The sequence below is a fragment of the Paenibacillus aceti genome (assembly GCF_003614185.1).
Classification (GTDB): Bacteria; Bacillota; Bacilli; order Paenibacillales; family Paenibacillaceae; genus Fontibacillus; species Fontibacillus aceti.
Genome location: NZ_KZ987724.1, coordinates 1,343,415 through 1,363,027 on the forward strand (window position 1 = coordinate 1,343,415; position 19,613 = coordinate 1,363,027).

General features: G+C 41.5%; 19 protein-coding genes and 1 pseudogene. 3 read left to right on the top strand and 17 right to left on the bottom strand.

What is annotated here, in order from left to right; all coding sequences use genetic code 11:
* Positions 1-603 precede the first annotated feature (603 nt).
* The 4 genes and pseudogenes from BFJ94_RS05990 to BFJ94_RS06005 form a co-directional block, all read right to left on the bottom strand.
* Positions 604-1,899: an IS110 family RNA-guided transposase gene (locus tag BFJ94_RS05990; RefSeq protein WP_120460554.1), complete on the bottom strand. Its 1,296-nt coding sequence runs from the start codon at positions 1,897-1,899 to the stop codon at positions 604-606.
* A 508-nt stretch (positions 1,900-2,407) separates the two neighbouring features.
* On the bottom strand, positions 2,408-3,142 hold the full coding sequence (locus BFJ94_RS05995; RefSeq protein ID WP_162944200.1) for a hypothetical protein: 735 nt from the start codon (positions 3,140-3,142) through the stop codon (positions 2,408-2,410).
* Positions 3,143-3,543: 401 nt separating this feature from the next.
* Positions 3,544-3,705: pseudogene (locus tag BFJ94_RS06000) on the bottom strand (DUF3934 family protein).
* Positions 3,706-3,841: 136 nt separating this feature from the next.
* Positions 3,842-4,732 (bottom strand): alpha/beta fold hydrolase, encoded by an 891-nt coding sequence (locus BFJ94_RS06005; RefSeq protein ID WP_120461842.1) that lies wholly within the window; start codon positions 4,730-4,732, stop codon positions 3,842-3,844.
* Positions 4,733-4,883: 151 nt separating this feature from the next.
* On the opposite strand from BFJ94_RS06005, the gene BFJ94_RS06010 reads away from it, so the two are divergent.
* Positions 4,884-5,594: a MerR family DNA-binding transcriptional regulator gene (locus BFJ94_RS06010; RefSeq protein WP_120461843.1), complete on the top strand. Its 711-nt coding sequence runs from the start codon at positions 4,884-4,886 to the stop codon at positions 5,592-5,594.
* A gap of 490 nt (positions 5,595-6,084) precedes the next feature.
* On the top strand, positions 6,085-6,489 hold the full coding sequence (locus tag BFJ94_RS06015) for a VOC family protein (RefSeq protein WP_120461844.1): 405 nt from the start codon (positions 6,085-6,087) through the stop codon (positions 6,487-6,489).
* A gap of 159 nt (positions 6,490-6,648) precedes the next feature.
* On the opposite strand, the gene BFJ94_RS06020 is transcribed toward BFJ94_RS06015, so the two are convergent.
* Positions 6,649-7,104, bottom strand: a complete 456-nt coding sequence (locus tag BFJ94_RS06020; protein ID WP_120461845.1) for a DinB family protein — start codon at positions 7,102-7,104, stop codon at positions 6,649-6,651.
* Positions 7,105-7,257: 153 nt separating this feature from the next.
* Between BFJ94_RS06020 and BFJ94_RS06025 the strand changes: the two genes are divergently transcribed.
* Positions 7,258-7,977, top strand: a complete 720-nt coding sequence (locus BFJ94_RS06025; RefSeq protein ID WP_162944201.1) for a CAP domain-containing protein — start codon at positions 7,258-7,260, stop codon at positions 7,975-7,977.
* Between the two features lie 83 nt (positions 7,978-8,060).
* Here the strand turns inward: BFJ94_RS06025 and BFJ94_RS06030 are convergent, their stop codons facing one another.
* The 12 genes from BFJ94_RS06030 to BFJ94_RS25325 all read right to left on the bottom strand — a co-directional run bounded on the left by BFJ94_RS06030 (position 8,061) and on the right by BFJ94_RS25325 (position 19,357).
* On the bottom strand, positions 8,061-8,954 hold the full coding sequence (locus BFJ94_RS06030) for an AraC family transcriptional regulator (protein WP_120461846.1): 894 nt from the start codon (positions 8,952-8,954) through the stop codon (positions 8,061-8,063).
* Between the two features lie 23 nt (positions 8,955-8,977).
* Entirely contained in the window at positions 8,978-11,275 is a 2,298-nt protein-coding gene (locus BFJ94_RS06035; protein ID WP_120461847.1) for a glycoside hydrolase family 95 protein, read from the bottom strand.
* Positions 11,276-11,510: 235 nt separating this feature from the next.
* The gene (locus BFJ94_RS06040) at positions 11,511-12,596 is read right to left on the bottom strand and encodes a GNAT family N-acetyltransferase (RefSeq protein ID WP_120461848.1); all 1,086 of its coding nucleotides are present in this window, start codon (positions 12,594-12,596) and stop codon (positions 11,511-11,513) included.
* A 174-nt stretch (positions 12,597-12,770) separates the two neighbouring features.
* A complete protein-coding gene (locus BFJ94_RS06045; protein WP_021260544.1) occupies positions 12,771-12,974 on the bottom strand; it encodes a zinc ribbon domain-containing protein in 204 nt (67 codons plus the stop codon).
* 517 nt (positions 12,975-13,491) lie between these two features.
* Positions 13,492-13,965: an IS200/IS605 family transposase gene (gene tnpA / locus BFJ94_RS06050; protein WP_120460925.1), complete on the bottom strand. Its 474-nt coding sequence runs from the start codon at positions 13,963-13,965 to the stop codon at positions 13,492-13,494.
* A 234-nt stretch (positions 13,966-14,199) separates the two neighbouring features.
* Positions 14,200-14,949: an ABC transporter permease gene (locus tag BFJ94_RS06055; RefSeq protein WP_120461849.1), complete on the bottom strand. Its 750-nt coding sequence runs from the start codon at positions 14,947-14,949 to the stop codon at positions 14,200-14,202.
* A complete protein-coding gene (locus tag BFJ94_RS06060) occupies positions 14,946-15,716 on the bottom strand; it encodes an ABC transporter permease (protein WP_120461850.1) in 771 nt (256 codons plus the stop codon). The genes BFJ94_RS06055 and BFJ94_RS06060 overlap by 4 nt, the downstream gene beginning before the upstream one ends.
* Complete coding sequence (locus BFJ94_RS06065) at positions 15,713-16,426, bottom strand: ABC transporter ATP-binding protein (RefSeq protein WP_120461851.1); 714 nt, start codon at positions 16,424-16,426, stop codon at positions 15,713-15,715. The genes BFJ94_RS06060 and BFJ94_RS06065 overlap by 4 nt, the downstream gene beginning before the upstream one ends.
* A gap of 93 nt (positions 16,427-16,519) precedes the next feature.
* Positions 16,520-17,530, bottom strand: a complete 1,011-nt coding sequence (locus BFJ94_RS06070; RefSeq protein WP_120461852.1) for a HAMP domain-containing sensor histidine kinase — start codon at positions 17,528-17,530, stop codon at positions 16,520-16,522.
* Positions 17,527-18,204, bottom strand: coding sequence for a response regulator transcription factor (locus BFJ94_RS06075; RefSeq protein ID WP_120461853.1), 678 nt, complete (start codon positions 18,202-18,204; stop codon positions 17,527-17,529). Before BFJ94_RS06075 ends, BFJ94_RS06070 begins: the two co-directional genes overlap by 4 nt.
* On the bottom strand, positions 18,201-19,214 hold the full coding sequence (locus BFJ94_RS06080; RefSeq protein ID WP_120461854.1) for an aminoglycoside phosphotransferase family protein: 1,014 nt from the start codon (positions 19,212-19,214) through the stop codon (positions 18,201-18,203). Before BFJ94_RS06080 ends, BFJ94_RS06075 begins: the two co-directional genes overlap by 4 nt.
* Complete coding sequence (locus BFJ94_RS25325) at positions 19,211-19,357, bottom strand: hypothetical protein (RefSeq protein ID WP_162944071.1); 147 nt, start codon at positions 19,355-19,357, stop codon at positions 19,211-19,213. Before BFJ94_RS25325 ends, BFJ94_RS06080 begins: the two co-directional genes overlap by 4 nt.
* Between the last annotated feature and the right edge of the window lie 256 nt (positions 19,358-19,613).

The window sequence follows — 19,613 nt, forward strand, 5'->3', positions numbered from 1 at the left end:
AAAATATAAACAGATAATCGTTCGATATACTAATAAATTCCAATTGATTCTATTTTATTCTAGTATTTTACCTAATGTCAATATAAGTGGAATTTTATTCAAGTGTTTTTTTAAAGAGGACTATGATTAGTTTCATTTTGAAAGGATGTAAGAAAGCATTATCGTAATAAAAAATAATAAGAGTATCTTATCTTTCATAAATTATCTCCCACTATAAATTAATGTTTTCTTTCATTTGCTCACGTTTTCTTAGAATCTCAAACACGATGTTCTCAAGAGATGGGGATATCATGCTGTTATGACATATTTTTCTCGAGGAACCGGTGACGGGAATAAAGCCTGGAACACATTTTCCAATCTGTGGATGGTACCTATGATCGCACCTTGGATATCCACAATTCCCTCGACGGTTTACCCTCCCATGTCACACTGGGTCTATGCCCTCACATTCCTTCGTTCTACCTCTCAAGGGGTGGATGCCGCTTCTTGCTCCTTTACTGGGTCGTTGCCCTTATGATGAAAAATCTGCGGCTACTCCGTGCTTCTGTTTGTCGCGTTTGAAGTCTAAGCACTGTGAAGCAAGATGAATCGTTAATGTTTGAATTAAGCAACCATCTGTAGCTGAGACTGGCGTACCGGTCCCAATACGTCATTTGCATTGTAGCGTATCTGTTTTGTTCCCAACGTATGCAATACTCGAATGAGTTTTCCACATAAGGCTACAATAGATTGTTTCTTCTTTAGCGGGTTCTGGGCTCGTTTCGTGTAATAGTGATGCAGCGCTTTAAATTCTGTATTTTTTGCCACCATGGGCATCATCGCACGGAACAGTAAAGCTCGAAGTCGAGACCGTCCCCGTTTGGTAATCGTGGACTTCCCTTTCTTCTTCCCAGAACTGTTCTCCCTTAGATTAAAGCCCGCAAGCCGTATAATCTGCTGACTATGATTATATCCTTTGAGATCGCCTACCTCGGCCAGAAATCCAGCCAATGTTACGACTCCAACCCCAGGAACCGTTAGCATTTCTTCCGAACCAGGGATCTGTTCAAGCAGTTCTACCACCTGTCTCATGATGTCGTCTATCTGCCGAGTAAACAAAGTATGCTGCTCCAGCAAGTTCTTCAATTCAATCTTGGCTGCCATTAAACCCTCTGTGAGGCCGATAGAGTCCTGAGCTGCTTGAACCAGTTTCTCTGCTCGCTTCATGCCAACCGCCCGTTTAACCTCTTGTTTCCACCGTTTCAAAACTGTGAAAGCTCCAAGTGTTACAATTTCTTGCGGGGTAGGAAATTCTGCAAGCGTGATGAGAGAGGCTTTTCCTTCCCAGTCAGCAAACACGTTTTGATATTCAGGAAAGAACCGGTCGAGCCAATTTTGAATCCGTCTTTGGACTTGACCCAGGTTTAACATAACCTTTTCTCGATGATTCATGAGGATGCGTAAATCCGCATAAACGCTCTTTGGAAGCCGGGGCTCCGAATAATGGCCGTTACGAACGAGATCTGCAATAACCTTGGCATCCTTGTAGTCGTTTTTCGTTGGTGAATTGTCTTCAAGTTCTTTACTCTTGCTAACATGATGAGGGTTTACGATAACTAGTTTAATGCCCTCATGCTGTAGAAACTCAGCCAGGGTAAACCAGTAGTGTCCGGTTGGTTCGATGCCGAAGATGACGTCAGTCTTGGCATGTTGCCGTTGAAGTTCCTTCATCCACGATACTAGTTTTAACAAACCTGAACGGTCGTTTTTAAATACACAATCTTTTCCCAATTCGATCCCACGAAAATCGATCCCGCGTGCTACATGGGTTTCTTTGGCGATGTCTGCACCGATAACCAGTGTATTTTCGGTAATTTGTTCAATACGTTGATTCTGTTTCTTAGATTGTTTATACTTCATATTGAGCGTCCTCCTTCTAACTTAGGGAATGAATGTCGACCATTCGGAACCCAGCATACAGGAGACGCTCTTTTTATTCAAACCTCAAATTAATTCATTACAGGAATGGCTCCTTAAATATTATATTTAATATTTACCGGTAATTGGCAAATAACTTATATATCTGCGAAGTTCGCATATCATGCTCACTAAATGATATCATGCGAAGTTCATATAATCCAGAATTATCCATTAACTCTACCCGTTAGTAAATTTAATATCTCACCCTTAACCACATAATGGGTCATGGTAGCAGTATATCGCTCTTACTTAAACCATATGCATAAAGATGCACTAGTGCAGTATCGAATGTTCTACATTTGCAAATCAAATGTCCAAGGCCCTCTTATGACTACGCTGGGTTGTGCCAGCTTCAGAGTCACTTGCTTGCTGCCCGGCTCGATTGCAAATTCGATATATTCGATTGCACCGGTTTGCTCATTTAGCTTCGCTATGGAGCTCAATCCATCTAGATCAAAAAGATAGAGGGAAGCAGCGCTTGTTCACTGTAATGAAGGTCCATGTACACACGTAAGCTGTTTGGCGCGACTTTCCCCGTCTTTGTGACGGTCACTGGAAATCCAGCGAGCTGGAACGTTTTATCCATGTGTTCTTGCGCTACCGTCGGCAGCTTGACCGACACCTCATCCCGATAAGTGACGCTAATTTCAGGCAATGTAAGTGTGTAATGAGCATCCTCTTTTATTTCCCTCAATGTAAAATAAAAATCGCTTGCAGGCGCACTTACGCCTGGAATGCGTTCAATCTTAACCCTCTCTCCGCTAGTGCCGTCGATTACATGCAGCTTATGATTCTCATCATGCATGTGCACACCATCTATCCCGTAATCGCTTATGCTAAAGCCCTCCATTGGAGGAGAAACCAACGATACCCTTGCCTTCTCTTCTATTCGGTCGGTGATCGCTGTGATCGTTACTCCATTTGCCGTGGCGGTCTTACCTAGTTCTGCGTAACTGGAGCAGGACTCCGCTTTCTCCAGATGAGCAGATACTCCAATGGTGGGTTCCTGGTGGAGAACAATCTTAATATTTCCCTTCACATCCAGCTTTCCTTTGTGCCAAAAGGAAGCAGTCCAGTCCCCAGAACTGCCCCACAATGCAAAGGAACGACTCAAGTTATACTCCGTTCCCTGTGCATTAACAACGGTGACCTCATCGAATTGTGGCGTTTCCTTCCCTGCCATCGTGATATAGGTCATTTCGTTGTCGGTGAGAATACCTGTTTTTTGAAATATTCTGCCCGTTAGCTTAATGAAGCGTAGTCAAGGATATCAAATCAGCACACTTTAATTGCCTTCTTTGCCCGTTCCATTCAGATGGATTTGCATTATAGGTTTATTTTACCAAACTAAAACTCATGACAATCGGTACAAGTTCTTGTCCTTCGACGGATGTGTCCCATAATATCTATAGATAAGATTTTTAATATCCCGTTGGGTACAAAGCTATACAAAATCAAAGGTATTAACGAAGGGGCTGCAATTGCAGTAGAACTCGAGAAAGACATATATATTAAAGCCTACAACAAAAAAAAGCCGCGGATTCCGCGACTCATATACTGCCACCCAGATAAACTTCAGATAGGTCAGGTAGTTCCCTCGTTTTTAGCATCGCTGGATTTTTTCGTACCTTTACTCGTATAAGGCTTCGGGGTGCTTTTGGCCCGGCGGGCTTTTGCGTCCCAGCGGGTCTAGCCTTTCTTCCCTGTGCCTCTACCTGTTCCACCCTTGCCTTTTGATTTGCTCAATAGATCACTCCGTTACATGCGGTATTCTTATTTTGGTCATATTCATTTCTTTAGATTAATTAACCAGCATGTTGTAATATACACCACTGCGGTCATTATGTACATACTGTAAGCATCAAAGCCCTTTCTAGGATGACTATTTTTTCCTGATAGGGTATTTTAATTTTTCAATCAACCAAGCCTTTATCAATGGCAGAACTGTTATTGGTTGCATTGCCTTGGTGTGGTCCATTTCATTTCCCTTTATTATTTCTACATCCCATCCCGAGTGTTCTAATTCTTCTTTATTTTTCTGTAAGATACCTACAATATCAACTGTAACACTCCCAAAGTTTTCTCCATAAACAATTGTATCTTTCTCACCTGCAAACGTCAGTTTTGGAATAGATAATTGATGTTGAATTTTTCGATCATCAAAATCCATTAAATTTTTGTACATCGTTACAAATTGTTTGGTTTGATTCGTATCAATCTTTACCTTTATATTATCCCAATCGATCTCTTCTGGACTTTCAAGGTTTACTTGTTCATCGCAAACAGGAGAATTTTGATTATCCAAAGCCTGTTGGTACGTTTTATTGGTAACTACCATCATTTCTTTATATGGGCCATCCAATGGTGGGAAACCACCCATAATTAAACTTTCTAATCGATTTGTCCTAATGGCTAATTGTAAGCCAACTAAAGCCAACCAAGAGTAACCATAATAGCTGAACTTATCAACGTTCATTTCATCGGCAATTAATATCAAATCATTTACAATGTTATCAGGTGTAAGATTTTCTGGATTGGGGTTTTGAAAACGATGTCCTTCATAGTCAAAATATAAAACTTGAAATTCGTCTAACAGTCCCTCAATAAAGTGTTTTCCTAGCTCAGGATCAACTCCCCACAACTTTAAGTTTTCGGCTTCTTGTCCATAAACAGATTCTTTAGCTACTGGAAGCATGATTGTTTTAAAAACGGGATTTCCAACTAATCCAACTTTTATTTCTGTTCCATCCGTAAGTTTTATGATTCTCTCCATGTGAATCACTCCTAAATTGTTTATACTACTAGCATATAACATTCATGCAATCTTTCGGTTTTATAATTAATTTCCCTTTAATGATAGGATTTTGAATAAAATATGTTATTGTAGCACTTGAATCTTTTACTTTAAAGAAGGAGCATTAAAAATGGATAAATACACCCCAAAACACATTGCGGAAATTTTAAATATCAGCACAACAACCTTGAGAAGATATGAAGAACAAGATCTCATCCCAGAGGTACCAAGAACGAAAAGTAATCACCGCATCTATACATCGGTTCATTTCCAAGCATTTAATACTATTAGAACTTTGTTAAAAGGGTATGAAATCCCCGTGGTTTATGAAGTAATGAGAATGATTAGAATAAAAAAGTTTGATATGGCTCTTTGGTTAGTAAATGAACAACTATTCCATATACAAGTAGAGAGACAAAGAGTGGAAGAAATACTCACTATGATTCAGACTACTGATTTTAACCAATTTAAAAAAATAAAATTAAAAGAATTTATGAGTATTGGAGAGGTCGCCGAGATAGCAAACGTAAATACTTCAGCTATACGGCATTGGGAACACGAAGGGTTAATTCATTCAGAAAGAAACAAAAACAATGGTTATAGGATGTTCACAATGCCTGAACTACGTAAAATTCTAGTCATTAGCAGTTTAAGAAAAACCGTTTTTTATATAGAAAATATGAAGAAGCTTTTACATGATTTAGATACACACAGCTATGGTCAAATCGAACGCTCTCTTCAACTTGTTTTGGAAAATCTAAATGAACAACTTTTCCTTCAATTTAAAGGCATCGAAGAACTGATGAACTATATTGATTTAATTAGAAAAGAAATCATATAAAATTACCCGGTAAACATCCATCCAATGGTGTGTGCTTACTATCTGCATACTGTCTACATTGCAAATCAAATGTCCAAGGCCCTCTTATAACGGCTCTCGGTCGTGTCAGCTTCAAAGTCAAATCGAGTCACATTTCATAGTTACAGGGAATTTTGTACTTTATGTCGGTAGTATGGCTTTCATAGGATTAACAATGCAATGTACGGCGCTCCCGCAATAACCTTACACCGACATTCATACCGCGCAACAAAACTACTAAAACTATGGTTTCAGCGGTTAGATATCCATCCGTTATGAAGGATATGGACGCAAATCTTCCTGATTCCCTGACATGCCAAAAATTTCGATATCGATAATGTCAAAACACTACTGACATAATGTTGTCAGTAGTGTTTTTGTATACTTGGAATAAGTAACCGTAAAGGAGATAAATGCGAAGCATTTTGACCCAAAATGATATGATACGGTATTGTAGAGAGGATGGTATTTCGTGAATTTTGCTTCTGTACGCATCATTACCGACGACGTGGATCGTCTCGTCCATTTTTATGAGAAAGTCATGGGTGTTTCGGCGGAACGCCCCGCGCCCATCTTTGCCGAACTCATTGTGCCATCGTGCACCCTGGCGATCGGCCACTCCCAGACGGTGCAACTGTTCGGCGCTGGTTCCGCAGTGGCGGCCGACAATCACACTGTCATCATCGAGTTCCGCGTCCACGATGTTGATGCCGAATACGAGCGCTTAAAGCCGTTTGTCAACGAGTGGGTAAAGGAACCAACCACGATGCCGTGGGGGAACCGTGCTGTGCTGTTTCGCGATCCCGACGGCAACCTGGTTAACCTCTTCACGCCGGTGACCGAGGAAGCAATCAAACGGTTCAGCGGTAGGTCGTAGACGGACAGTTGAAGTGAGTGAGGCGAATTTCGTCGTTAGTATTTTAACTAAGCACTTCATAATAAAGAGACCATATCACGAGCTATGGTCTCTTTATTTTATCTAGGTTCTTTAGGTCAATGTCAATCCATTCAGAGTGATGGTGATTATTAGGCACCGTTAGAGCCTCGCAAACGCAATGTAATCGACTTGGACGGGCTCTGCCAATTCGATCCGAAGTGCCCGGTTGATCTGTCCCCGGTGATATTGCCCATGTAAGAGCACCTGCAACAGGATGTCTCGGACGGACGTCTGGAACGGAACCCCGCTCTGGCTCGCATAGTCGACCATTTCGTCCAACCCAGATTCCTCGAGACCTTCGATATAGACGCGATATTGCTCGGCGTTTTCTTCGAATATCTTCCGGATCGCCGTCAGGTCTTCTGCTTCCTCCCACAACGAATATTGCGCGCTGCCCTTGCCCTGCAAACGCGACAGCCAGACTCGTTCCGCTACCGCGACGTGCCGAACCAGCTTCAGAATGTCTTTGTTCTTCATCTCACTCTCCTCGAGCGCGTCCAAGATGCGTCCGTTCGCCCAGTACAGGTGATCCATCATGCGCTTGATCGTCTTCATTTCGGTTTCCCCTCTTCGTCTCTTCTGATTACTTGAACCTACTGTTATTCGTAAGGCCCCCCTTCAAAAACCCTATAAGAGAATAAGTAAATAGCATACAGGAAAACCTAAATCCGGTAACTTCAATAACTAACGGATCTAGGAGGTTGGCAAATGGCAAAGTTCCTCGTTTTAACAATATTATTATTGGTAGCAGGCTGTTCGTCCCATAACAATATGATACAAAAGCAAGTAACTCCTAAGCAAAAACAAATTTCAACTTATGATCATGCTGCTGCACCAAACTCTGTCCTCACACAAGCATCATCAACAGCAACATCTTGGCAAGAGAGATCATCTATTACAACAAAAGGAGCACAAAATGGAATTCCATTGGATTTGCTGGATTTGATTCGAACACCGGATGGAAATCCAGCAAACCAGGCACCTACAGAAAACCCTGAAAATAAAGAGCCAACAGATTCAGCAGGACGAGAACAGGAAGGTAAAAGAGATACTACGGATAACTCTGATTTTGAACAACAGGTTCTGGATCTAGTCAATCAAGAAAGAGCCAAAGCAGGATTAAGTTCCTTGAATAGAGATGAAGAATTGTCAAATGTGGCTATGGTCAAGGCACAGGACATGTACAATAACAATTACTTTGATCATAATTCTCCGACACATGGATCCCCCTTTGATATGATGAAAGAATTCGGAATCACATACAATACCGCTGGTGAAAACATCGCAAAAGGGCAAACCACCCCTACCCAGGTTATGAAGGAGTGGATGAATAGCCCTGGCCACAAAGCAAATATACTGAATAATAGCTATACTCATATCGGTATTGCTTATTATAACAACACATGGGTCCAGGAATTTACAGGATAGCGCCTGTCCTTAACTGACTCAAATGCATTGTTAAAAGCCGCCTCTTCGCAAATTCCAGAAGAAGCGGCTACATCTTCAATTTTCTAACTTTTCAAGCAACGGTTGCGGTATTCCCTTGGAGACATGCCTAACGCTTTAGTGAAGCTGGTATAAAATGATTTATAATCGTTGAACCCTACGTCCAAGGCAATTTCCGCCATACTGACACTCGCCGATTTCAGGCGTTCGCACGCCTCCTCAATCCGCAGCTTATAAATATATTCGGTGACAGTTATTCCAGTAGTCTCTTTAAACACCTTGCAGAAATAATTTTTGCTTAGAAAAGAATGAGCGGCGATATCATTTAGACTTAACGATTTACTGTAGTTTTGTTTTAAATATGCAATCGCTGAATCAATGGCTGTTATCCTTTTATACACGTCTTGGCTTTTCGGATTTTGATCGAACAACCGCATAATAGCGATAATGAACTCGATCATGTAGGCACGAATAAGTGAACTGTATCCCGCCTTTTTTTTCGAATACTCATCATACATTTTCTCAATCAACAATTCAATTTCTAAACTTTCATCGTAATTCAAACGGAGATCGGGCTTTAACATCGGCTTATCCATCACATTAGCAAATAAATACGAAAGAGAAAGACTGTTAAAATCATTAAAATCAATTAAGCTTATGTCAATAAATTCAGGCCTAAACAAAATATTGTAAGTAATCAAAGGTTCCAGTTCATTCTCACGGTAAAAAGTATGCGATACATCATAATTAATAATAAATAAATCCCCTCGGGCTACAGGGCTGATCTCATTCTCTATGAGATGATAACCGCTGCCTTCAGACACATAACAAATTTCAACGAAGTCATGAGAATGATAGGTTTGTTTCCCTTTGACGTTCTCGTTGACACGGACAATATTGAAAGAATCTCCGGATTCAAAAAAATTCTGGCCTTTAAACTGAACTGATTGATGATTCAACTGGCACCACCTACAGTATAAGATTAGTTCCGCATAACCAATAGGGTTGAACCGTTATTTATCGTTTGGTACCTTCCTTCACTGCCGACCCTTATTGGCATAGGAATGGTAACCTCTGAAAGATACAATGTCGCCTTTGTAAGCAAACCGTTCTCCCAGAACATATCTAGCGTGTACCCGCCTCGAAGCTTCATTCCGGTCACACTTCCGTTTGCCCATGCTTTAGGAAGCGAGGGAAGAAGTACAATCTCATCCTCATGGCTTTGAGCCAACATCTCCAAAATGGCAGCTGGAACCCCCTGTGCGTCCCCTACTTGCGGATTCCCGTGAGCATTTATAAACAGGTTATGAAGGATATGGTGTTGAAATATATCTTGCAACGCCTCCATCGCCCTTTCAGGTTCTAGAAGTCTTGCCCATACATTGGCGATCCAGGAAAGAGACCATCCCTGTCCATTATATCCGTGTTCATACTTTCTATTGATTGTACATTTAGCCGCATTAGCAAGCTCTGGACTGTTATTCAGAGTTATCATCTTCCCTGGATACACGCCATAAAGCTGCGATATATGCCGATGATCAGGATAGTATTCTTCGAAATCCTCAGCCCACTCCTGAATGCCTCCAGTACGATTACTGATCTTTACAGGAGGCAATTTCTTGAGTGCTGCCATGATCTCTTCCTTAAAGCTATGATCAAATCCTGCTTGATGTATGCTTAAAATATCGATAATCTCAACACAAATCGTGCCAATGTCGTAAATAATTTCAGTATCCATCGTGGCTCCATAGGTGAATATGCCAATCGAACCGTCAGGTGCTATAAAATAGTTCTCAGGAGAATGCGATGGATTACACACCAGACTTCCAGGACAAGCTGTACCTTCAGGCGCTTCTACCATAAAGTCAAGAAGGAATCTGACCACCCCTTTGATGAGCGGATACGCCTTCTCCCTAAGAAATAACTCATCCAAATTATATAGATAATGCTCATATAAATGTCTGCACATCCAAGCAGCTCCCATCGGCCATATCCCTACAATATCAAAAAATATGGCAGTAGAACCCCAAATATCCGAGGCATGATGAACGACCCAGCCACGAGCATCATAACATACCTTCGCTGTATGACTGCCCGGAGCAACCAATGTTTCAAGCCAATCAAATACAGGAGTATGGCACTCACTTAAATGGTAAGCCTCCACCGGCCAATAGTTGGCCTGCAGATTTACATTCGTATGGAAGTCGCTTTCCCATGGTGCCCACATCTGATCATTCCATATGCCTTGAAGATTAGATGGCAGACAGCCAGGTCTTGAGCTGGAAATCATCAGATATCTGGTATAGTTCATATAAAGAACTGCAAATGCCGGATCGTTTTTTCCTTCTCGTATTTGATTGAGCCATTCATAGGTAGATACTTCCCCATCGTCGTGTTCGTTCTGGCCGCCAGATGAAAGCTCAATTGAAAATCTGTCATAATAAGCCCGATAATCTTTGATATGATCTTCCCGTACTTTATGATATCCCTTTTCACTCGCCTTTTGGACGGTTTGGATACATTCTTCTCGATGATCCATTCCTCGATAATTGGAGTTTGCGGCAATATAGAATGTAACACGGTCCGCCTTTTCTACAAACGCTATAATTTCATTTCCGTCTCTTCTACGGTCATTCAAAACCACGGTACCATTCTCACAAATGATTTTGACCGCTCCGCTAAAGGCAACGCCATTATCCCCGCACTGCCCAACAAGACCTATTGTATCTTCTGAAAATATTTGGCTAACTGACTCTTGAGATCGGGTCAGCGTTACGGACAAATCTAATCCGTCTGGCTTATCACATTCGTATCGAATGGCAATCACCTGGTCAATCGCTGATGAGAAATATTCTCTTTTAAAGTTTGTCTGGTTATCTTTAAACTGTACGGAAGCTACGGCATTGCCGAGGTCAAGCTGCCTGCAGTAGTGGCTGTATTCAACTGTATTCGTCATTTGTATGGTTAAATCTCCTAGAGGCTGGTAGGAATCAAAACGCTTGGGGTTTGAAACCATTGCTTTCTGGGCAAGCTCAGAAGCTTTGGCAGTCTCACCGGCAAAGAGAAGTCTTCGGATCTCGGGAAGTGCTTGAGCTGATTGATAGTTATTTCTATCCTGATAGTGTCCTGCCCAAATCGTCTCTTCGTTGAGTTGAACAACATCCTTATTCACTCCGCCGAATACCATTCCTCCTAATCTGCCGTTTCCTATCGGCAGAGCTTCAACCCATCTTTCTGCTGGATTCCTGTACCACATGATCTCTTTTTGCTGCTTGTTCATTCCTTCTCCTCCTAGGGTATGCTATCATTGTCATTATTCTCTGCATGATCTTCATCAAGTTTATTCGTGTACCAAGGATTGGCATACTATCAGCATCTTAGGAGATTATTATACATTTCATCAGCTCTTTGATATATGGTGATTATTCATATGATTATGGTGAATATTACGAATTCAAAGTGAATGTTAATAACGTGAACATATTTGAAATCTTTTTGAAGAAGATATTAGCGAGTTAACGTTGAGTGAGTAGCGATTTCAATCGCGCCTTATTGAATTGAATGAGGGAATGGGCCCGAAGCAGCTTAGTTCTACGTGCTCGGTTAATGAACCGGATATGATAGTTGATTTTCAAACGATCTGCCCAGTAAAATTTATAATCCTGCTGACCGCTTAGAAAATCGATTTCTCGCAAGCAGCTACTAGTATCCATGAGATGACGAATCACCCGATTGGTCAATACTAATCCAATTCCATATTCCGCGTAATGCTTAGGTGATGCGATCAAGTACATATATGCTTTGTCTGCATAGATCATGGTGAGCCAAGCTGCAGCGGTATGGCCATTTATTTCAAGATAAGAGAGGTATGTGCATTCTTGGTTGTGGAGTTGCAACAAGACTTCTTTAAAGAAAGCTTGATTATCAGGTTGGTTAAACCAACTATCCTGCCAACGTTGTTTATGTAATTCGATAAAGATGCTCCATTTTTGCAGATCAAAGGGCTCAAGGATTTTAATGGTTACATCATGATTCCGTAATAATTTCCGCTCTTTGCGTTCAATTGCTTTAATCCTGCTCTTATCGGCCTTCTTATCATTATATTGCTTTAAATCAATATATGGGGCAACAGATAATTTTCTTTCGAACAGATCAAATGATTCACCGAAGAAATGCTTGACCAGCTCTGTTTGCGGATTACCCGATTGCAGACTATACAAATCGATCCAATCCCATTCATCTTGATGCTGCAGAAGTACTTGGGTGATTTGGTTGAGTACTTTCACGCCATGATAGTCTTTATGAATGTAAATACGATTTACTTCCCCTAAACCGGTAACAATAAACTGCAGTGTACTTATCCTGCGCCATTTGATATTCTCGCTCACTTCACATAAAGGAGCTATAGCTACGCATGTATCTTGATCGGTAACGACGATAATGAAGAGTTCTTTCGAAGGATCCATCAAGTGATGAATATACGTTTTCATCCACTCCCACGTTGCGAAGATTTCAGGATTCTCTGTATGACGAATGAAATCCCGCCATTGTTGTTCTATGCTGGATAATTCCTCCACAGTTCGAATAATTGACGTATGCATGATATAACCACCCTTTTAGCGTAGTCCTATTCCTTCCATATACGAAATCCCCCCTTTAAATTCCTTCTGACTTCCACTCATTCGACAAATGTTCTAAAAATCCGCCAGAAAATAGTTAGTTCTCAGATCCCAATTTTACGATACAGTTGTTAAACTATACTGTTGCCTTACCTATCAACCGAAAAAGAAATCAAGAACATTCGAACCGGCCGAAGATTTTTTATTGTAAAATTCGGAATACCCGCAATTTGCACAGTATACGACTATAAATTGATTATGCTGAATATCGAACATTTTGGAAAGTCCTGTGCCGGTCATTGCTACTTCTTTCGTCCTGGCGTCTCTGCTTCCACATTTGATACATCCCTTTTCACTCATACATCTATCACTCCCTAGGCGAGATTATATTCCGTTGCTGCGCAAGCGGCTGCTCTTCATCACTAAAAAATGACCACTTGGTTTGGAACACCATTTTTCCTTCTTACTAGCTTGGAGTTATGTTTCGCATCATTTTGCTTGTTCATCACATTACACCTCCTCATATTGTGAGAATGGCGATTATTGAGAAATCAATGTTTCCTCAAGTAGTATTATGTGATGAGTAGCCTCACCCTATGCGTTGTTCTGCGAGCAGCATGTCTCATAAATTCCCTCAATTGTAGCGTAGGTCCTATTGGCTTTAGCACTACTGCATCCAATAAAGACCGGTCTCGTTCATAACCGTTGCCGTCAAGGAAGAACTTATATCGTAAAAATCATGACCACCCGTCCAACGGGTGGTTTGCACTTGGGGTATAACCCCCTGTTGCCAAACTGCGCCTAAAGACGCTAGCCTGACCACAAATCTGTTCAGGCTCAGTGTAATTTGTCACTTTCACTAACCAGTTAAACTGGTTTATTTCTTTTTGCTCCTGTTACTGCTAAACGGATCTTCGTACTCTTTTACACTCAACTTATCTATTGCTTGGTCATGTGCTTCTTGTTCACGAATGTATTTTGCTACGGTTGCTTCATTTAGGCCCACTGTACTTACATAATAGCCTTCTGCCCAAAATTTTCGATTCCCATATTTATACTTTAGTTGCGCGTGCTTTTCAAAGATCATTAGCGAACTTTTCCCCTTCAGATATCCCATGAATGTGGACACGGCTATCTTTGGGGGGATCGCTACCAGCATGTGTACATGATCTGGCATCATATGACCTTCCAGGATGTCCACTCCCTTATACTTACATAAACGTTTGAAAATTTCGATTAAGTCTTTCCTCACTTGATTATAGATCTCTTTCCGTCTATACTTCGGGGTGAACACAATGTGGTATTTGCACATCCACTTCGTGTGAGCTAGACTATAGCTCTTGTTTGCCATCTAAGACCATTCCTTTCAATTGAGCCTGAACATCTCAATTCTATCGGGATGGTCTTATTGGTCAAACCCTCGATCCCTCCACCCGCATAGCGGGTGGTTTTTTGTTTCGCGCGTTTCACGCACTCAACTGGCTAAAGCCATAACAAAAAAAGCCGCGATTTTCGCGACTCCTTAAGCGTATGTTGTTCTTGTTCGAGTACTTCTGCGTTTAGACTAAAAATATAAAGCCTAAATTTAGGCATCTCGTTGACGGTAAAATATAATAGCTACTTTAATAAAGATCAGTGTCCATAACATTAAAATACCTGTACCTTGCATCGGTGTAAGGACATTTATTTCATCATTGGAAGCGGGCATATACATATAATATCCTGCCGTATCCGGAAAATAATTAGGTAGAAAATCTCTCGACAAGGGACTGATAATGAAATAATAACCAAGTAGCATCACTAAAGCAGGAGTGGTTCGTCTTAATAAAGCACCTATAGCTGCACTGAGAAGTGTGGTTAATGTTAGATAGCCTGTTGCTCCTACTAATGTTTCTATCATTGTGTCTATTTCAAACCCTACTGCTGTGTCTCTCATCATCATAAAAGTATATAGTATACCTGATGCAGCAATAATAAAAGCCGCAGGAATGGTTATAACTGCCAATGCCAAATGCTTCGCGGATAATTGAAATCCACGCCAGGGTATCACAGTTAAAGTAGTTCGAATCTGTCCACTAGTATACTCCGAACAAGTAGCTGAGATGCCAAGAATAATGAACCCTGCTTGAAGATATCCCATAGAAGCAAGTCCTATATTCAGTATACTTTGCGTTCCTGCTGCCCCTTGTAGACCAGCAGAAGTAAAAGCTGCGGCTAAAACTAAATTAAGAATGAATGTACCAATAAGAGTGAGCCATATCAATGGTAATGAAACTAATTTATCCAGTTCAGCACCAAGGATTTTTGTAATCTTTTTACTAGAAGAGATACTCATGCTGCAACATCCCTCCTATGGAATACAATAACTGCAACAATGAAAAAAACGGCTACCCAAACTAACATGACTAAACCGGCTGTGAATGGGGTGTGAAATCTGTTGAAAATGGCGTTAGATTCGTCGTTAAAGGACATAAACATTTCAATGCCAGCCCGATCTGGTAAGTAAAATGCCAACTTTGTAATCTTAGAAAGCAGGAAACTAAATGATATAACGGATGAATTTATGATGAGTACTGTAAGCGGGATAATGCCATTCTTAGTTAGAACAGTGATCCCAAATGCTAAAAGAGCAGTGAATGTCCAGTAACAAACCACGCCGATAAGTCTAGATGCTTCAAATGCAGGGGCGTATTCACCAAGAATAAGATGTGTTGCTGACACCGTTGTCATCATAGCAACCATACAAAGCAGTATGCTGGTCACTGTCACAGCACCTGCTTTGGCCATCAAGAAATGAGGCCGGGATGGAACAACCGTTAAACTTGTTGTAATCTGTTGCCCTCCACCCGATTCACTGCTCTCTGTCAAATACTCACTGCTGACGGAAAGCACACCAAGAATAATGACACCTTGCACACCAAAACCTAATCCCGAATAGCCGATTTCCGCTAGCCGTGTGCTAACTCCAGCTATAATATCCTCTTTTTCTACTATACTGTCCAAGGCAGCAATGACCGCTGGGGCCAATGCTCCAATAAGAAAGGCAAGCCAAATGCCTGGGAGGGAGAACAATTTAGATAGTTCCGCGTTGAGCGCTCTCATACAACATCACCTGCATGTTCAGATGTCAGGGCAAAAAAAGCTTCCTCCAGCGTGGAATGATTACCTATTACTTCTTCCAGTGTCCCATCTGCAACGACTTTTCCATGATGAATAATCACCACATCATCAACAGTCTCTGCAAGCTCTCCCATCAGATGGCTGGATAGTAGCACCGTGTTTCCAGACTGAGCACGTTCACGTAAAAATGTCCGAATCCAACGGATTCCTTCTGGGTCAAGTCCATTTACAGGCTCATCTAAAACTAATATTTGGGGATCCCCAAGTAGTGCAGCTGCCATTCCAAGTCTTTTCCCCATACCAAGGGAATAACTACCAACTCTTTTCCCAGCTGCATTCGTAAGACCTACAATTTCCAGAACTTCCTCGACACGTGACCGAGACAATCCTGCGGCACGAGCAATCCAACGCAAGTGTGCCCGTCCTGTTCGCATCCGATGAGCTCCAAATCCATCAAGTGCTGCACCAACTGTTGTTAGCGGATTATGTAATTCTGCGAACGGCTTTCCATTAATCAGTGCACTCCCTGAGGTGGCATGATCTAATCCAAGTAGAATGCGAAGTGTAGAACTTTTACCTGCCCCATTTGGACCTAAAAAACCAGTTACTCTGCCTGGTCTAGCTTTAAAGCTGATGCCGGATAAGATTTTGTCAGTTCCGCGATGTTTGACTAAGTTATTAATTGTCAGCAACCATAACACTTCCTTTCTGTTATGGTTCTAAATTATAAAGAAGCAAAGTTACATCCCGGTAATCATGGTGTTTACTTCTGGGTTAACTTTAGGTTACGCTCTACCAATAGCTACGCTTGTGCCATTTTCATTTGATGTAAAGTCAGCTTTCAGCTTCATTTTTTTCAACATATACTTTGAAGTCGATAAACCAATCCCCGCCCCACGCTCATAGGGAGAGCTATCCATACCCGGTCCTCTGTCTGCGACAATGATCTGTTCTTGTTCTACATCAACCACAATGTTTGCATATTTCCCCTCTGCTGCATGACGAAGAATATTTTGAAATAAATTATCCAGAACCCGTGTCATCCATTTAGGATCTGCTTCCCAATAAAAAGTTTCCTCTGTTGGTAAATCAACATCGAGCTGAATTTCTTTTTCTTCAAAAGCAGGATACCACGCAGCTACCGATGCTCTTACTAAACGTCCAATATCTGTTGGTGTAGGCTCAAAAGGATATTTCCCTGATGTAAGCAATGTATAGGAAAGCAAATCATCCATTAGATCTCCAATTCTTGTAATCGTATGGTTCATCTCTGCTAACGAGTTTTGTCCTTCTAAACTCATGGATTCTTTATTTAATCTGGTGACCTGTCCTCTCAAAATGGTCAGTGGCGTTCGTAAGTCGTGAGATAAATTTGCAATAAGTCGATGACGTAATAATTCCTCTTCATATTCTCGCTTACGGCTATCTTCAAGCTGCTGAATCATCCAATTAAAAGAACTTCCTAATTGGTCTATTTCATCCATACGATCCGTTTGAACAGGTATTGGTTTAGGAAATGAGTTATTATGAGCTGAAAATGACATGACTTCCTGTAAGCGTGTAAGACGTTTTTGAAGTTTTAAGAAGAACAGCCAAGATAATATAACAAATGTGACAATAATAAAACCAAACAATAGCACGGTAACGTAAAATAGATTTAACGTATTTAGATCTTTTTCATGGATATCAGAAAACCCAACAAACGCACTGAAGAAAATAAGCACAATGGGAGGAAGAAAGATAAATAGAAAATGTACTTTTAGAAAACGACGAAATAATGATCTATTCTGCTTCATCGTTTCACCCGATAGCCTATTCCCTTCAGCGTTTCAATAATCTCCGGGGAATCGGGATGACGTTCCAGCTTTTGACGCAGTCGATGAATATGCACCATCACTGTTTTATCACCAGTTAAATAGGGTTCTCCCCAAATTGCTTCATAAATCTGTTCCTTGGGTAGAACTTGATTAGGGTGGCGTAAGAAATACATTAAAATTTGATGTTGCTTCCCTGTCAATATAATTTCTTCTCCTGTGCGTTTGTCATATACCATTTGGACTTCCGGATCTACTTCAATATGATCTCCTAATGAAATGCGTTCGGAATGTGTTCCCCCTCTTCGACGGATTAACACTTCTAATCTTGCAACTAATTCATCCGTATGGAAGGGTTTCGTTAAATAGTCATCAGCAAATTGTAGACCATCTACCTTATCATCAATCGATGTTCGAGCAGATAACAGCAAAATAGGAACCTCAGGAGCTTTCCTTTTTAATCGTTTTCCCACCGTAAATCCGTCTAGACCGGGTAACATGATATCCAAAATAACGACTTCATGCTGATTTACTTCTTTTTCGACTCCTTCACCAGAAAGCAGCCACTGGACTGAAAATCCCCGCTGTTCCAATTCTTCTTTTACCCAGCTGCCTATTTTCTCATTATCTTCGATATATAATACATTTCTTTTCAAGTAATATCCCCCTCTCTAATTTCATATATTTTTTGGAGTGTTTGGACATGCTTCCTCTTCTCGTCATCGTCCTCTGTGTAGAGATACCACTCCACAAGTCTGTACCCGAATGCGAGAAGAATCAGCTCGTAGACGCAATGATCAGCGAGAGGTGATACATCCGCATACTCCGAAAAGCCTTTGTAATACGCCGGGACACATCGCTGGTAGTTTTCGACCATGTGATCGATATCAGCTTCATCCGCAATCAGGCTAGCGAGATCCTCTCCCAGGTAGCCCCATCCGAATGTATCCCAATCGATGAGTGCAATTTTCCCGTCGGCATAGATCAGGTTCGTCACCCAGAAGTCCCGATGACACAGCACGAGGGGCAATCTTTCGATGCGGGCGAGTATCTCGTCGGCATGCTCATCGATGTCGATGAGCATTTGCCGCACGTTCTGTGGGAATTCGCAGTCCTCCGAGCGTATATAATCGTAGACGACCGGCCATGAACGGTAATGTAGATACGTATTCTTCATGAGATCCGCATGGCTCAGATTGCTCAGGCTCTGCAGCACAGCAGGCTGCTCCACATAAAGCTTGCCTTGATAGCGTCCTAACTCCAGCGCGGCCTGTTCATACATGTCACAGGTCAAGTCTAAACCGGTTACACCATCGATAAATTCTAGCCACAGCTGGAATTTATCTTCATTAGCATTGATCTCGGCATGATAACATGTCGGCCAGCGGAAGGAATCCGAGAACGTCGTTCCCAATTCAGACGTATAGAGATCATATTCCCGGCGCCATGACCCCGGATCACCGTAACGCTCCCATTTCTTCTGGATTTTCAACACGATACGGTACGAAAGATTTTCGCTATCTGCGGTTTCGGCACCCCCCGTTACTAGGTACACTTTTCCCACAGTTCCGCCCTGTAACGGCATGGTTTCGTAGTTGGCCGAGATGATATCCTTCTTGAACCGTCGGCTTAAGACATAGATCAGCGTTTCGAATTTAATATTCATTTCTTCCCTCCTCCGTTTTTCTTCGTTTGCTTGCTCCACATGGCGAGCATTTTATTTCGCGCCCTCTTGTCGATGAGGTTTTTAAATCCATCATAGTTTTTGTTAGCTCCTTTAATGTTGTTTTTTGGACGCAAAAATGCCACGGACAAGCAGCCTCTTAAGAAGCTGCTGTCGCGCGGCATCAGGACGCAAAAAAGATACGACCTTCATCGTATCCTGCAAACAGCAATATTCACGAAAGGTTACTTTGGATGGCATACCAAATAAATACGGGCGTTTTCCCGCTTATCTCGCGTATGCCTGCTATTCAGTTTTAAGACCAAACCACCATATAAGTAGTTGCCATTAAAACACATCTCCCTTCGTGTAAGGAACTAGCTTATCGCTAAGCTGTCTATA

What these genes read in the sequence shown, in the direction of transcription:
- BFJ94_RS06010 (WP_120461843.1), top strand. Translation starts at nt 4,884, where the DNA reads ATGGATAAATACACCCCAAAACACATTGCGGAAATTTTAAATATCAGC.
- BFJ94_RS05990 (WP_120460554.1), bottom strand. Translation starts at nt 1,899, where the DNA reads ATGAAGTATAAACAATCTAAGAAACAGAATCAACGTATTGAACAAATT.
- BFJ94_RS06080 (WP_120461854.1), bottom strand. Translation starts at nt 19,214, where the DNA reads ATGAATATTAAATTCGAAACGCTGATCTATGTCTTAAGCCGACGGTTC.
- BFJ94_RS06045 (WP_021260544.1), bottom strand. Translation starts at nt 12,974, where the DNA reads ATGAGTGAAAAGGGATGTATCAAATGTGGAAGCAGAGACGCCAGGACG.
- BFJ94_RS06005 (WP_120461842.1), bottom strand. Translation starts at nt 4,732, where the DNA reads ATGGAGAGAATCATAAAACTTACGGATGGAACAGAAATAAAAGTTGGA.
- tnpA (WP_120460925.1), bottom strand. Translation starts at nt 13,965, where the DNA reads ATGGCAAACAAGAGCTATAGTCTAGCTCACACGAAGTGGATGTGCAAA.
- BFJ94_RS06070 (WP_120461852.1), bottom strand. Translation starts at nt 17,530, where the DNA reads ATGAAGCAGAATAGATCATTATTTCGTCGTTTTCTAAAAGTACATTTT.
- BFJ94_RS06035 (WP_120461847.1), bottom strand. Translation starts at nt 11,275, where the DNA reads ATGAACAAGCAGCAAAAAGAGATCATGTGGTACAGGAATCCAGCAGAA.
- BFJ94_RS06025 (WP_162944201.1), top strand. Translation starts at nt 7,258, where the DNA reads ATGGCAAAGTTCCTCGTTTTAACAATATTATTATTGGTAGCAGGCTGT.
- BFJ94_RS06020 (WP_120461845.1), bottom strand. Translation starts at nt 7,104, where the DNA reads ATGAAGACGATCAAGCGCATGATGGATCACCTGTACTGGGCGAACGGA.
- BFJ94_RS06055 (WP_120461849.1), bottom strand. Translation starts at nt 14,949, where the DNA reads ATGAGTATCTCTTCTAGTAAAAAGATTACAAAAATCCTTGGTGCTGAA.
- BFJ94_RS05995 (WP_162944200.1), bottom strand. Translation starts at nt 3,142, where the DNA reads ATGGCAGGGAAGGAAACGCCACAATTCGATGAGGTCACCGTTGTTAAT.
- BFJ94_RS06060 (WP_120461850.1), bottom strand. Translation starts at nt 15,716, where the DNA reads ATGAGAGCGCTCAACGCGGAACTATCTAAATTGTTCTCCCTCCCAGGC.
- BFJ94_RS06040 (WP_120461848.1), bottom strand. Translation starts at nt 12,596, where the DNA reads ATGCATACGTCAATTATTCGAACTGTGGAGGAATTATCCAGCATAGAA.